Annotated in this window: 9 protein-coding genes; 6 read left to right on the forward strand and 3 right to left on the reverse strand. The window is 65.3% G+C overall.

Annotated elements, in window-relative coordinates:
- Positions 1-116: 116 nt before the first annotated feature.
- Positions 117-2,228: an ATP-binding protein gene (locus QZY44_RS19940; protein ID WP_295450654.1), complete on the forward strand. Its 2,112-nt coding sequence runs from the start codon at positions 117-119 to the stop codon at positions 2,226-2,228.
- Between the two features lie 105 nt (positions 2,229-2,333).
- On the opposite strand, the gene QZY44_RS19945 is transcribed toward QZY44_RS19940, so the two are convergent.
- From QZY44_RS19945 to aprB, 3 genes are read right to left on the reverse strand one after another with little or no spacing between them, the layout of a single operon-like run.
- Positions 2,334-2,939 (reverse strand): SIS domain-containing protein, encoded by a 606-nt coding sequence (locus tag QZY44_RS19945; RefSeq protein WP_295450657.1) that lies wholly within the window; start codon positions 2,937-2,939, stop codon positions 2,334-2,336.
- Between the two features lie 13 nt (positions 2,940-2,952).
- Positions 2,953-4,938: an adenylyl-sulfate reductase subunit alpha gene (gene aprA / locus QZY44_RS19950; protein ID WP_295450660.1), complete on the reverse strand. Its 1,986-nt coding sequence runs from the start codon at positions 4,936-4,938 to the stop codon at positions 2,953-2,955.
- A gap of 12 nt (positions 4,939-4,950) precedes the next feature.
- On the reverse strand, positions 4,951-5,421 hold the full coding sequence (gene aprB, locus QZY44_RS19955; protein WP_295450663.1) for an adenylyl-sulfate reductase subunit beta: 471 nt from the start codon (positions 5,419-5,421) through the stop codon (positions 4,951-4,953).
- Positions 5,422-5,931: 510 nt separating this feature from the next.
- Between aprB and QZY44_RS19960 the strand changes: the two genes are divergently transcribed.
- The 5 genes from QZY44_RS19960 (at position 5,932) to QZY44_RS19980 (ending at position 13,281) form a co-directional block, all read left to right on the forward strand.
- Complete coding sequence (locus QZY44_RS19960) at positions 5,932-6,663, forward strand: 16S rRNA (uracil(1498)-N(3))-methyltransferase (RefSeq protein WP_295450666.1); 732 nt, start codon at positions 5,932-5,934, stop codon at positions 6,661-6,663.
- A gap of 158 nt (positions 6,664-6,821) precedes the next feature.
- Positions 6,822-11,102 carry a response regulator gene (locus tag QZY44_RS19965; RefSeq protein WP_295450669.1) on the forward strand — a complete coding sequence of 1,427 codons (4,281 nt, stop codon included), beginning with the start codon at positions 6,822-6,824 and terminating at the stop codon, positions 11,100-11,102.
- A complete protein-coding gene (locus QZY44_RS19970; RefSeq protein WP_295450678.1) occupies positions 11,099-12,094 on the forward strand; it encodes an HD domain-containing phosphohydrolase in 996 nt (331 codons plus the stop codon). The genes QZY44_RS19965 and QZY44_RS19970 overlap by 4 nt, the downstream gene beginning before the upstream one ends.
- Before the next feature lie 173 nt (positions 12,095-12,267).
- Positions 12,268-12,900, forward strand: a complete 633-nt coding sequence (locus QZY44_RS19975; RefSeq protein ID WP_295450681.1) for an Rpn family recombination-promoting nuclease/putative transposase — start codon at positions 12,268-12,270, stop codon at positions 12,898-12,900.
- 102 nt (positions 12,901-13,002) lie between these two features.
- Positions 13,003-13,281, forward strand: a complete 279-nt coding sequence (locus QZY44_RS19980) for a transposase (RefSeq protein ID WP_295450683.1) — start codon at positions 13,003-13,005, stop codon at positions 13,279-13,281.
- The last annotated feature ends 71 nt before the right edge of the window (positions 13,282-13,352 follow it).

A 13,352-nucleotide genomic window follows, 5' to 3' on the forward strand; every position in this document is an offset into this window, starting at 1 on the left:
ATACCATGACCGGCGAGGCCAAACGCCAGCAGAGTTTAGCCGGGGCACCCGGGCGGGCGGCCGCGGACGGGCATAGCGGATACCTCTGATCGATAACAGCACCACGGGAGGCGACGATGACGACCAAGAAGGGGTTTGCCGGTCTGCCGGCAGACTTGACCAGCAATCCGGAGTTCCAATCCTCCGCGGTCCGGCTGGCCGTTTGGGTCTTCGGCACCCTGTATATCGGGCTCGCCGCCTGGACCGACTATTACAAGGTCGACATCCCCTATTTCCTGACAGTTTTCGGCGTCTTCATACTCGCCTTGCTCGGGGTCTTCGTCAGCATCCTGATCCGCCCGGTCTGGCCAGCGCGACGCTATGTGTCGATGTCCCTGGATATCGTCGTCATCAGCCTGGCTATTTCCATCACCTGCGAGGCGATCAGCCCCTTTTACCTCCTGTATATCTGGATCTTCATCTCCGCCGGGACCCGCTACGGCACCCGCTACCTGGTGCTGGCCTCGGTCGAGTCGGTCGTTGCCTACAGCCTGGTGTTGACTACCCTGCATCAATGGTCCAAGCACCCCTTTGAGGCCGTCTTCTTCCTCCTGATCCTGGTGTTTCTGCCGGTGTATCAATATGCCTTGCTGCGGCGGGTGCAACAGGCCAAGGACGAGGCGGAGCGCGCCAACAAGGCCAAGGGGGACTTTCTGGCCTTCATGACGCACGAGCTGCGCACCCCGCTCACCGGTGTCATCGGCATGACTGAACTGCTCAAGACGACGCCCCTGGATACCGAACAGCAGGATTATGTGGGCGCTATCTCTCAATCTGCCAAGATGTTGAGCGCCCTGATCGGTGACATCCTGGACTTCTCCAAGATCGACGCGGCCAAACTGCGGCTGGAGCGCCTGCCATTCAAGCCACGGGCGGTCGTGCGGGAAGTGTGCGGCGTGCTGGAGGGTCTGGCCGTGGCCGAAGGGGTAGAGCTGACGTGCGAGGTCGCCGCACAGGTACCCGAGACCATTACCGGCGACCAACTGCGGGTCCGGCAGATCCTGTTCAATCTGGTCGGGAACGCCGTGAAGTTCACCGAGGAGGGTGAAGTCCGGGTGCGGGTCACGGTGAGCCCTCCGGCGGAGGGCATCAGAGAACCCCACTTGTTACTGGAGGTAGAAGACACTGGGATCGGCATCCCCGCCGACAAAATAGCGCATATTTTCGAGAGCTTCCGTCAGGCGGACGACTCCACCACCCGGCGCTTCGGCGGCTCCGGTCTCGGCACCACCATCGCCCTGGAACTGTCGCGCCTGATGGGTGGCAGCATCGGCGTGGCCAGCGAGGAGGGACACGGAAGCCGCTTCTGGGTGCGGCTGCCACTGCTGCGGGGTGCCCCCCCCCCGCCGCCGGCCGCGGCGAGCCGGCTGCGGGGACTGCGCGCGCTGATCCTGGAGTCAAACCATACCCATCGCGACTTGATCTGCGCGGCGCTTGAGCATGCGGGGGTCAGTTGTCGCGCGCTGGCCGATCCCGCCGAAATCATCGCCTTGGGGATCGCCCCCGCGGACCTGGACTTTCTGGTAATTGCCGACCGACTGCCGGGGGGCGACCTGGTGGCGACCCGCCGTGCGGTCGACGCGATCATTGGGGAGCGCGGCGCAGACGACGCTGCGCCCACCGCCCTGCCCTGTCTGTTCCTGGTCTACGCGGCGCGCCGACCGGTAGTACAGTCTCCACGCATGCGCTGCCTGGGCAAGCCCTTCCTCGCGGAGGACCTGATCGGCGCGGTTGAACAACTGCTCGGCTTGGCGCCGGCAAGTTTGCCTGGTGAAGCGCCGACGCCGGGCTTTGCCCGCAGCGCGGCTACCGCGCTGGCCGGCATCCGGGTGCTGGTGGCCGAAGACAACAAAATCGCCGCCAAGGTGCTCACCACCTTCCTCACCAAGATGGCCATCGCCTATACGCAGGTGGAGGATGGCGAGCAGGCGCTGCGCGAGGCGCTGGCGGGGGACTACGGCATCGCGATCATTGATCTGCGGATGCCCAAGCTCGATGGCATCGCCTTCACGCGCCGCTACCACGCGCTCGCCGCGGGACGCGAGCTCCCCATCGTCGCCCTGACCGCCAATGCCTCCGAAGAGGTCAAACAGGAGTGCCTCGCGGCCGGCATGGTCGACTTCCTGGCCAAACCGGTCAGCCCGGAGCTGCTGCGCCAGACCATTGAGCGGCTGGCGGTGCGCAGATAAAATCTGCCCTGCAAGATCTGAGCAACCCGAGAATAAATGGCTGGCCCGGTCTTGAGGGCTCAGTTTGCCGCCTCTCGCTCGTCGATCTGACACGATGCGCCGCCCTCAGATGGTACCGGCAATCGCCTCCACCGCCTCGCATAGGAAATGACCGAGCATCAGGTGGACCTCCTGGATACGCGGGGTCTCATCGCTCGGGACCGCGAGCACGATCTCGGCCGCGTCGGCGAGCCTCCGCCCGCGCTCGCCCGTGATCAGGACCCGCTGCACACCCAGCTCCCCCGCCACCGTGAGCGCCCGCAGGATGTTGGGCGAGCGCCCACTGGTGGAGAGCGCCCAGAGCACATCCCCGGGCCGGGCCAGGGCCGCGAGCTGGCGGGCGAAGACCTCGGCGAATGAGGAGTCATTAGCCACCGCGGTGGTGGCACTCAGGTCGAATCCCAGGGCGATAGCCGCGAGCGGGCGCCGGGTCTTGTCCAGGAAGGTGCCGATCAATTCACCGCTCAGATGAGTCGCCTCACCGGCACTGCCGCCATTGCCGCAGATAAAAAGGGTCCCGCCGGCCTGGATGGCGGCGGCCGTCTGCGCCGCCGCACGGACCGTCGCCGCGAGCAGCGCCTGATCGGTGCGCACCAGTTCCAGCAATTGCGCCGCGGCCCGCAGGCGTGCGGCCAGTCGCTCGCCCAGCGCTTCGGTCATCTCGATGCTCATCTCGTTGCTCACCTTACCTATAGGAGACGGTCTTATCGATCAGGTCCAGGTGTTTGCGCTTGAACAGTGTCCAGCTCTTGGTCTTGCGGTCATAGACCGAGTTGACGAAGCATTTCCAGTGCGCGTCGTCCACCGCGGGAAAGTCGGTGCGGTAATAGAAACCGGGGTAACGCGACTCCTCGCGGAATTGCAGGTGCTTCAGGTGGGCCTCAGCAGCCAGGATGCGGTGCTGATTCTCCCAGGCCCGCAGCAATTCATGCAGGTCCTTGGCACGCAGCCGCAGCGCGTCCTCCTTGAGCATCGCCAGCTTCCCTTCGGCCACCTCCAGCATCTTGGCATTGGTCCGGTACCCGGTCGAGACCCCCGCCGCGTATTCGTCCATGATCTTCTGCAGACGCAACTGGAGCATCCGCGGGGTGATATAGTGGGGATTCACGTCGATCGCGGTACTGTAGTCGCGATGCTCCAGGAAGTTGCGTACCGGGCGATAGACCTCAGCCACCAGTTCATCGACCGGGGTATCGAGCTGCGGTGGTCGGTCGCGGTGGTCGATGGCAAACTGGATCATCGCCTTTACCGCGATGCGCCCCTCAGCATGTGAGCCGGAAGAAAACTTGTGGCCGGAGGCACCAACGCCGTCGGCCGCGGTGAAGAGACCCACAACCGTGGTCATGGAACGGTAGCCCCAATTCCAGCCGGACGGCAGGTGACCCGGGATGCGTTCCGCCTCGGGATGTTCCTCGGTGGTCGGGGCGCCCATGTCGGCGGGACCTGAGACCCAGATCCCACAACCGCCGGAGTGGGAGCCGAGCAGATAGGGCTCGGTGGGCATTAGCTCGGAGTTCTTCTTTTCCGGCGCGCTGTTTTCACCGGCCCAGACGCCGGCCTGACCGACACACATATCCAGGAAATCTTCACAGGCCTCGGCCTCCAGATGTTTGATCTCTTTCGGCGTCATGCTCTCGGCCAACTTGCCGAGCGCGCTCACGGTGTCGATGTAGATCGGCCCCCGCCCTTCCCGGATCTCATTGAGTAGCACATGGTTGCGCAGGCAAGAGGGGGTGACATAGGCCCGGTTGTAGGGAAAATAGGCCTCCAACAGTTGGTGAACCTCGGGCTTGGCCAGGTAGTCCTCGCCAAAGGCATTGACCGCCTTGGCCTTGAAGAACAGAAACCAGGCACCCACCGGGCCATAGCCATCCTTGAAGCGCACCGGCACGAAGCGGCTTTCCATCATGGTCAACTCCGCCCCCGCCTCGGCGGCCATGGCGTAGGTCGAGCCCGTGTTCCATGCCGGATACCAGGTGAGGCCCGCGCCTTCACCCACCGAGCGTGGGCGGAAGATACTCACACAACCGCCGGCCACCAGCAGGCACGCGGTGCAGCGATAGATATAGATCCGGTGTTCACGCAGCGAGAAGCCGACCGCCCCCGCAATCCGATTGGGGTCGTGCTGGTCGTTGATCAGCTTGACGATGACAACGTGCTCTGCGATGCACTCGGGCCCCAGCGCCCGCCTGGCCGCCTCGGCGACGATCTGTTTGTAGGACTCGCCGTTGATCAGGATCTGCCACTTGCCCGAGCGCACCGGCACCCCGCCCGCCACCAGTGGCTTGCCTTCGTCGCCGGCCTGCTTCCAGATTGGTAGGCCCCACTCCTCGAACCGATGCACTGAGTCGTCCACATGGCGGCCCAGATCGTAGGTCAAGTCATCGCGGGTGATGCCCATCAGGTCGCTCGCGACCATGCGGGCATAGTCGGCCGGATCATTCGCGCCGAGGTAGGTGTTGATGGCAGACAGTCCTTGGGCGACGGCGCCGGAGCGGTCCAGGGCGGCCTTGTCCACCAGCTTGATCCGCAGGTCGTGCCCCGCCTGCTTGGCGGCCCGCAGCCAGGGCCCAGCCTCATAGGCGGCACCGCAGGCACCCATGCCACCGCCGATGATCAGTAGATCGAGCGTTTCCTCGACGACCTCGGGCTTGCCGAATACACCTGCCATGTCGGATGTCCTCTAGGTGCGGATGAGCTGATCGGGTGCCGCCGCGCGCAGCCCATCCGCCCCGGTGGTGAAATAACCGGGCTTGCCGATGTTCGCGAGCTCTGCGGCCGGCTTGCCGCCATAGGGGTCAAGCGAGTCCGCCGCCGCCGTGCGCACGGGGAACTTGAAACGCTTCATGGTCCCGTTGCGGAACTTGATGGTCCACATGATGGCATCGCTGGTGCGCAGGGGCTGCACTGAGGCGCCCAGCGGGACGACATCGGCATAGTGCCGGACCTCGATCGCCTGCGTTGGGCAGTCCTTCACACAGGCGTAGCACTCCCAGCATTGATCCGGCTCCTGATTGTAGGCCTTCATGGCGTGGCCGGTGTCGACGCCGTCGCGGTCGAGTTTCATCAGGTCGTGTGGGCAGATGTACTCGCAGGCGATCCGCGCCAGGCCCTTGCAGCCGTCACACTTCTCGATCCGCACAAAGCTTGGCATCGCGCTTGAGTCTCCAGTCAGTTCAATGCGGCGGCTGGCCGCCGGGAAAGTTCCACCGGTCAACAACGATCGTTCCACAAATATCTACTAATAAGACAGGAACTTGCCGACCAGACGCACGCCCCCTGGAGGGCCGACGCACGCCATTTTACACACCTGGGGGCCGACCGCGGGGGTGTCACTGCCGCAGCAGCAGTTCCAAATTTGGGCGGTAGCCGGATTTCTGGTGGATGCGCTGCGCTTATCCACCCTACACGTTCAGCCTTGGCGTAGGGTGGATAAGGCGCGCCGCACGGTTCCAAGGGTTGAGCAGAGCAGCCGGGCGCGCCGCATCCACCAGCAGCACGCGACGATTCCCCAAATTTGGAACTGCCGCTGCCGCAGGGTAGTGACTCGGCCGGCTGACTGTCAAACCGCTCTTGCGTGCCCGCTGCCTTGCCTTGCGTTGCGGACAAGCGCGGCTTCTGCGGTTAAGGTGACCTCCCCCACGTCAGCGTCGGCACCAACCCCATGCGCCTCCCCCGTATCTACCTCGATCACCCCCTGCACCCAGGCACACAAATGCGCCTGCCCGAGGGACCAGCACGCCACCTGACCCAGGTCTTGCGGCTCACCCCTGGCGAGACGTTGCGGCTCTTCAATGGCGACGGGTGCGACCGCGCCGCACAGGTCATCGAGGTCACGCGCTCGGGGGCAACCGTGGCGGTCGGGGCGGTCGGTGAAGCGCAGCCCGAGCCCCCCTTGCACATCCATCTGGCCCTGGGCATCTCGCGCGGCGAGCGCATGGACTATGCGATCCAGAAGGCCGTGGAACTGGGCGTCGCCGCCGTCCAGCCCCTGTTCACCGAACGCAGCATGGTCCAGCTCAAGGGCGAACGCCTCGAACGCCGTCTGGGGCACTGGCAGGGCATCGTGATCGGCGCCTGCGAGCAATCCGGGCGTCGCCGCCTCCCCGACCTGGCGCCCGCCTTGCCCCTGGATGAGTGGCTCGGCCTAGCGGCGCCGAACACCCTATTGTTGGACCCGCAGGCGCCGCAGGCCCTGGCGCAGTGGTCACCGCCGGGGCCTGAAGTCACCCTGCTGGTGGGGCCTGAAGGGGGCCTGAGCCCGCGGGAGCGCGACTTGGCCGCCCGGCATGGGGTGACCGGGGTGCGCCTGGGACCCCGCATCCTGCGCGCCGAGACCGCACCGCTGGCCGCCATTGCGGTGCTCCAGGCGCTCTGGGGCGATCTGCGGGCCTGAGAACTCCGACGCAGGCAGTTCGCCCTGGTCTGCGCTAGTATCACTCAAGTATCTGCAGCAATCCCCAACACCACCAGCATGCCGCCCATCCGCTCCTTGCCCTCCGCTACCCATCGGCGCCCCGTCTTGCGTCATCCGCCGTTCGCCGGCGCCGACGCATGAACGCCGCGCCGCCGCCCACCCGGTTGGCGCCCGGCGCGCGGCGGGTGCTGCTCACCGGGTTAGCCATCGCGGTGTGCATGGCGATCGGCGTTGGTGCGGTCGCCTTCTATCGGTTCCAACTCCATCAATCGCGCCAGGATTTTGAGGACGATCTATTCACCATCAGCGACCTGACCGTCCATCAACTGGTCGCCTGGCGGACGGAGCGCTTGGGCGATGGCGGGATACTGACCGACAGCCCATTCCTGACCGAGGCCATTGTCCGCTGGCGTGCCGCGCCCGAGCCCGAACCCGCCGCGACCCAACGGCTGCTGACCCACTTCCGCAGCCTGCAGCAACATTATCGCTACCGGGACGTCAGCCTGGTGAACCCGGACGGGCAGATCGAGCTCAGCCTCACGGGTGCCGAGGGCGCGCTGGCGGGCGAGGACGCGACCGCATTGGCCCTGGCGTTGCGCGACCGGCGGGCGGTCCTGACCGAGTTGCACCTGGGCACGGCGCATCCGTTCCCGCATCTGAGCGTGATCGCCCCGCTCTGGCGCGACACCGCCCCTGACAGTGCGCCGGTCGGCGCCATCCGGCTGCTGATCGACGCGCGCGCATCACTTTATCCCCTGCTGGCCAGTTGGCCGATACCCAACACCAGCGGGGAAATACTCTTGGGCCATCGGGATGGCGACCAGGTCATACCCCTGAGCCCGTTGCGCTATGCGCCCGGGGCGGAACTGCGCCGACGCGATCCACTGAGCCACACCGAGCTTCCCGCGGTCAAGGCCGCACTGGGAGCCACTGGCATCATCGACGGGCGGGACTACCGCGGCACGCCGGTGGTCGCGGCGATCCAAACCGTGCCGGACTCACCCTGGTTCCTGGTCGCCAAGATGGACAGCGCCGAGGCCTTTGCACCCGGACGCAACCGCGCGGGCCTCACGCTGGCCCTGATGTTGAGCGGGACGGGTGTGCTCATAGGGCTCGGCGCGGCCCTCTGGCAGCGCCGGGAGAAAACCCATTACCGGGCGGCCGAACAGGCGTCGCGCACCGAGATCGCGTTGCGCCGCGACCGGGAGCAGGAAATCGAGCGCATCACCCGCCTCTACGCGGCCTTGAGCCAGATCAATCAGACCCTGCTGCACAGCACCACCCGCGAGGAGGTCTTCGCGTCGATCTGCACCATCCTCGTCGACACCAGTCACTTCGCCATGGCCTGGGTTGGGTGGGTCGATGCGGACACGCGGCGCGTGCTGCCGGTCGCCTCTTATGGTGATGACGCGGATTATCTGGGGAGCATCACCCCCTATGCGGACGAGCGCCCGGAAGGCCAAGGCCCCGCCGGCACGGCCATCCGCGAGGACCGCGTGGTTGTGTGTGCGGATTTCCCCGGCGATGCGCAGACGCCTTGGCATCAGGCTGCCAGCCGCGCGGGCTGGGCCAGCGCGATCAGCCTACCGATCCACTTCGCCGGACGGGTCGCCGGGACACTGATGCTGTATTCGCGACAACCCGGCCGGTTTGGCGACGAGGAGATTGACCTGCTGCGGCAGGCCGCCGCCAATCTATCATTCGTCCTGGATGCACTGGAGCGTGAGCAACAACGCCGACAGACCGAGCGGGAGCTCAAGCAGGCATCCGACCGCTATACCATGATGCTCGGCACCACCAACGACGCCTTTTGGCTGGTCGACATCGCCACCGGCCGGGTGCTGGATGTGAATGATGCCGGGGTACGGATGAGCGGCTATGCCCGGGAGGAATTGCTCGGCATGCACATCGCCGAACTGGATGTCGAGCATGACGACACGGCTGTCAGCGCGCATAGCCAGCTCATCGTCACGCAGGGTTACGCCCTGTTCGAGACCAGGCACCGGACCCGCGACGGTCGCATCATCGATGTGGAGGTCAGCACCACACCGGACCCGCAGTCCAACACCTTCGTGGCCTTTCTGCGCGACATCACCGAGCGCAAACGGGTCGAGCAGGAGATCCGTGTCCTCAACACCCAACTGGAGGAGCGGGTCGCCCAGCGCACCGCCGAACTGGCCAAGGCTAAGGAGGCCGAGGAGTTGGCCACGCAGGCCAAGTCCCATTTCCTGGCCAACATGAGCCACGAGATCCGCACGCCGATGAATGCCATCATGGGGTTCGTTCATCTCTTGCAGCAAGAGGACCCCGATCCGGCCCGCCGCGACAAGCTGGGCAAGATCGACACGGCCTCCCGGCACCTGTTGCAACTCATCAACGACATCCTCGATCTCGCGAAGGTCGAAGAGCAGCGCCTGGTCCTCGAAGCCATTGAGCTCAATCTGGAGGCAGTGATCCGGCACGTCTGCACTCTGGTCGGCGCGAAGGCCTATGCCAATGGGCTGGAACTGGTCCTGGACCTGGACCCCACGGTGATCGCGCCAACGTCGCTCATCGGCGACCCCACCCGACTGACCCAGGTGCTGCTGAATTTTCTGGGCAACGCGGTCAAGTTCACCGAGCAGGGCGCGATCCGCTTGCGGGTGCGGGTGATGGAAGACCGCCCGGATGACCAATTGGTGCGCTTTGAGGTCCAGGATACCGGCATCGGTATCGCGCCCGAGCACATCACCCGGCTGTTCGAGGCCTTCGAGCAGGCCGACAGTTCCACCACGCGCCGCTATGGCGGCACCGGCCTGGGCCTGGCGATCAACCGGCGGCTCATCCAACTGATGGGCGGTGAGGTCGGCGTCACCAGCGCGCCCGGCGTGGGCAGCACCTTCTTCTTTACCACCCGACTCGGCAAGGTCCCGGGGGCCGTGCAGCGTCCGCCACAGCCGATCAGCTTGCGCGGCTGGCGGGCGCTGGTGGTGGACGATCAGGCCGCGGTACGGGAGGTGCTGGCCGCCATCCTCACGGCTTGGGGGATGGAGGTGACGGCTCTGGACAACGGCGCCGCCACGCTGGAACTGCTCAAGGCGGCCGAGCCGCCCTACCACCTGGTCCTGCTGGACTGTCACATGCCGGGGCTGGACGGGATCGAGACCGCCCGGCGCATCGCGGCCTTAGCGCTGCCCCAGCCGCCCATCCGCCTGCTGCTGGTCACGGCCTATGATGACCTGCGGCTGCGCGCGCAGGCACAGGACGTCGGCTTCGCCACCGTCCTGACCAAACCAGTCACCCCCTCCGACCTGCACGACGCATTGAGCCGGGTGCTGGCGGGAACCGCGTCGCGCGAGGCGCCGGACAGCTTCTCCGAATCCGCCGCTGCCGCGGCCCTGTCCGCGGCTCACCACGGCGCCCGGGTGCTGTTGGCCGAGGACGAACCGGTCAACCAGGAGGTCAGCCAGGGACTCCTCGCCGCCGTCGGGCTGGAGGTCGCAATCGCCAACAACGGCGCCGAGGCTTTGGCGATGGCGCAGCGCGAGCCCTATGCACTGATCCTCATGGACATGCAGATGCCTGAACTGGACGGCCTGGCGGCCGCCCGACTGATCCGGGCCTTGCCGAGCGGACAGACCGTGCCGATCATCGCCATGACCGCCAATGCCTTCACCGAGGACCGCGAGCGCTGCCTGGCGGCTGGGATGAACGGATTCATCACCAAACCGGTCGACCCGGTGGTGCTCTACAGGATTTTGCTGGACTGGTTGCCGCCGCAGTCCACGCTCCCCGAAGCGTCCCTGGCGACGCCGCGTAGGGATGCATCTGTGCTGGACCGGGACTTGGACTTGGACCGGGAACTGGGGCGTCACAACATTAGCGACAACGCGGTCTATCAGCGGCTGCTGCGCTATTTCGTTGACTCTTACCGGGAGGCGGGGGATGAGATCACCGCCCTGGTGGCCCAGGGCGAGCATCCGGCGGCCGCCGCGCTGGCCCACAAGCTCAAGGGCGCCGCCGGGACCTTGGCCCTGCCCAAGGTCGCGCGCATTGCCGCAGCGATCGAGCAAGACATCAAGGCCGGGCGGGCGAGCGCACCGGGCCAGCAGCAGTTACGGGCGGCGCTCCAGGCGGCCGTCCAAGCGATCACTGCGTTGGTCGGGGTCGCGCCAGAGACCGCCGACGCGCCGCCCGTGGCCAGCGATTCAGTCGTCATCGGTCCCTTATTGCGAGGCTTGCTGCGCGCGCTGGATCGCGATAACCCTGACCAGGCCGAGCCCATCCTGGCCGCGCTCGCGCCGCTACTGCCGGACGGCCCTTGGCGCAGGCTGCGTGAACCGGTCGACGCCTTCGACTTCCTTGCCGCCAAGGCGCAGGTACGCGCGCTCGCGGCAGACCTGGGGATCAGCCTCGCCCCGGAGGGAGTGCCACGATGACCATTAGACCTATCCTGTGCGTGGATGACGAACCAGCCAACCTGGCCTTGCTGCGTGAGACCCTGAAGACCGATTATTCACTGGTCTTTGCGCGCAGCGGAGCCGACTGTCTGCGGGTGGTCGATAAGCACCAGCCGGCACTGATTCTACTTGATGTCCAGTTGCCGGATCTGGACGGCTACGCGGTCTGCCGTCGGCTCAAGGCGGCACCTGACACCGCGGACATTCCGGTGATTTTCGTGACCGGTCAGACGCGCGAGCAGGACGAGCAAGCCGGCTTCGATGCCGGCGGTGTCGACTATGTGACCAAGCCGGTCCGCCCCGCCATCGTCAAGGCGCGGGTGCGAGCGCACCTCTCACTGGTAAGCGCCAGCCGACTCGAACTGGCCTATTGCGATGCAATCTACATGCTGGGTGCCGCCGGTCACTACAATGATTCAGACACTGGCGTGCATATCTGGCGCATGGCTGCCTATAGCCGCGCGCTGGCCAAGGCGGCCGGCTGGGAACCGGAGCGCTGTGCCCTGATCGAGCTGGCCGCCCCGATGCACGATACCGGTAAAATTGGTATTCCAAGCACGATACTGAGGAAGCCCGCACTGCTCGATGCGGCCGAGTGGGAAATCATGAAGAGCCACACCCGGATTGGCTATGAGATCCTCAGTCGCAGTCAGGCCCCGGTCTTCGCGTTGGCCGCCGAGGTAGCGCTCTGCCACCATGAACACTGGGACGGCAGCGGCTATCCCCAGGGACTGGCCGGCACGGCCATCCCCGAGGCGGCACGCATCGTCGCCCTGGCCGACGTGTTCGATGCACTCTCGATGCCGCGGCCCTATAAGGAATCCTGGCCGCTGCCGCGGATCATCCGCCTGTTGGAAGCGGGTGCGGGGCACCATTTCGAGCCGCGGCTGGTGCGGCTCTTCATGGACATCCTGCCGGAAATTATTGACTTGCGGGATCGGTGGGACTCACCGGACAATAGGCTGGATTGAGAAGCGGCGCATTGGATGATCCTGCGCCCCAGATCGTGCGGCGCACCCCCACCGGTCCACTGCTGTGCATCAGCGGCACGCACCGCGCAGCTGGTCGCAGCCGCGCCGGCTGATCCTGGCGGTCGCTGCGACCACCTTGCGTTCTGGAAGCGAAGCCACCAGCCTTATCGCCCATGGACGACATCACCGCCCCTCACGATGCCTTCTTCCGCGAGAGCTTCGGCCGCCGGGAGATCGCCCAAGACTTCCTGCGGCACCATCTGCCGCGGGAGTTGCTCGCCGAGATCGACCTCGACACGCTGGAGTTCTCCAAGGACACCTACGTCTCGAAAGAACTGCGCTCGACCTACTCTGACCTGGTTTACCGCGTGGGACCTCATGACGCTGAATTGGTGATCTACCTCCTGTTTGAGCACAAGAGCAGCCCCGAGCACTGGACCCTCCTGCAACTGCTGCGCTACATCACGGCAGAAGGCGATCAATTCCGCAAGCAGCACCCAGAGGCCCGGCACCTCCCGCCGATCTATCCTCCGGTCATCTACCATGGCGAACGGCGCTGGCGGGTACCGGCCGACTTCCACGCACTGGTCCGCCCATTGCCACCGGCACTGGCCCCCTTCGTGCCCCAATTTTGCTACGCCCTACACGACATCTCGGCGCGGACCAACGCCGAAATCAAGGGCGATGTCATGACCCGACTGGTCCAATTGGCGATGCGCGGCATCTTCAGCGACGAACCCATCGAGCGGCTGAGCGAGTTGCTCGCGCTGATTGAGCACGTCAGCGACAAGGCGAGCGCCTTGTAGATCCTCGAGTCGCTGTTGCGATACTTTGTCCAGGGCACTCGGCGCGTAGACGAGCAGCAAATCCGAACGCTGCTGGAACAGACCCCAACCGGAGACCCCATCATGCAGACCTTCATCGAACGTTACATCGAACAGGGAGAAAAGCGCGGCGAGCAACGGGGCGAGGCCAAGATCCTCCTGAGGCTGATCGAAAGCAAATTCGGCCCTCAGAGCGAACCAGTAAGGCAACAGCTTCTGGAGGCCGATACCGAGACCCTACTGCACTGGTCCGATCGCATACTCACCGCTGATAGTCTGGAGGCGATTTTCAATCAGGAAAACAGCTGTATGAAAGCGCAGTCAGCCCCGATTAGAGGGAATTTTCCGGAAATCAAGAGTTGACTATACATTTGCTCTAAAGGAGTCTAAGCTTGAAAATCGCTTAGGGCTGTATGCGATCCGGAGCCCAAGGC

It is taken from the genome of uncultured Thiodictyon sp. (assembly GCA_903837595.1).
Classification (GTDB): Bacteria; Pseudomonadota; Gammaproteobacteria; order Chromatiales; family Chromatiaceae; genus Thiodictyon.

Excerpts from the sequence above, each read along its gene's own strand:
- QZY44_RS19940 (WP_295450654.1), top strand. The coding sequence starts at position 117 with ATGACGACCAAGAAGGGGTTTGCCGGTCTGCCGGCAGACTTGACCAGC.
- QZY44_RS19945 (WP_295450657.1), bottom strand. The coding sequence starts at position 2,939 with ATGAGCATCGAGATGACCGAAGCGCTGGGCGAGCGACTGGCCGCACGC.
- aprA (WP_295450660.1), bottom strand. The coding sequence starts at position 4,938 with ATGGCAGGTGTATTCGGCAAGCCCGAGGTCGTCGAGGAAACGCTCGAT.
- aprB (WP_295450663.1), bottom strand. The coding sequence starts at position 5,421 with ATGCCAAGCTTTGTGCGGATCGAGAAGTGTGACGGCTGCAAGGGCCTG.
- QZY44_RS19960 (WP_295450666.1), top strand. The coding sequence starts at position 5,932 with ATGCGCCTCCCCCGTATCTACCTCGATCACCCCCTGCACCCAGGCACA.
- QZY44_RS19965 (WP_295450669.1), top strand. The coding sequence starts at position 6,822 with ATGAACGCCGCGCCGCCGCCCACCCGGTTGGCGCCCGGCGCGCGGCGG.
- QZY44_RS19970 (WP_295450678.1), top strand. The coding sequence starts at position 11,099 with ATGACCATTAGACCTATCCTGTGCGTGGATGACGAACCAGCCAACCTG.
- QZY44_RS19975 (WP_295450681.1), top strand. The coding sequence starts at position 12,268 with ATGGACGACATCACCGCCCCTCACGATGCCTTCTTCCGCGAGAGCTTC.
- QZY44_RS19980 (WP_295450683.1), top strand. The coding sequence starts at position 13,003 with ATGCAGACCTTCATCGAACGTTACATCGAACAGGGAGAAAAGCGCGGC.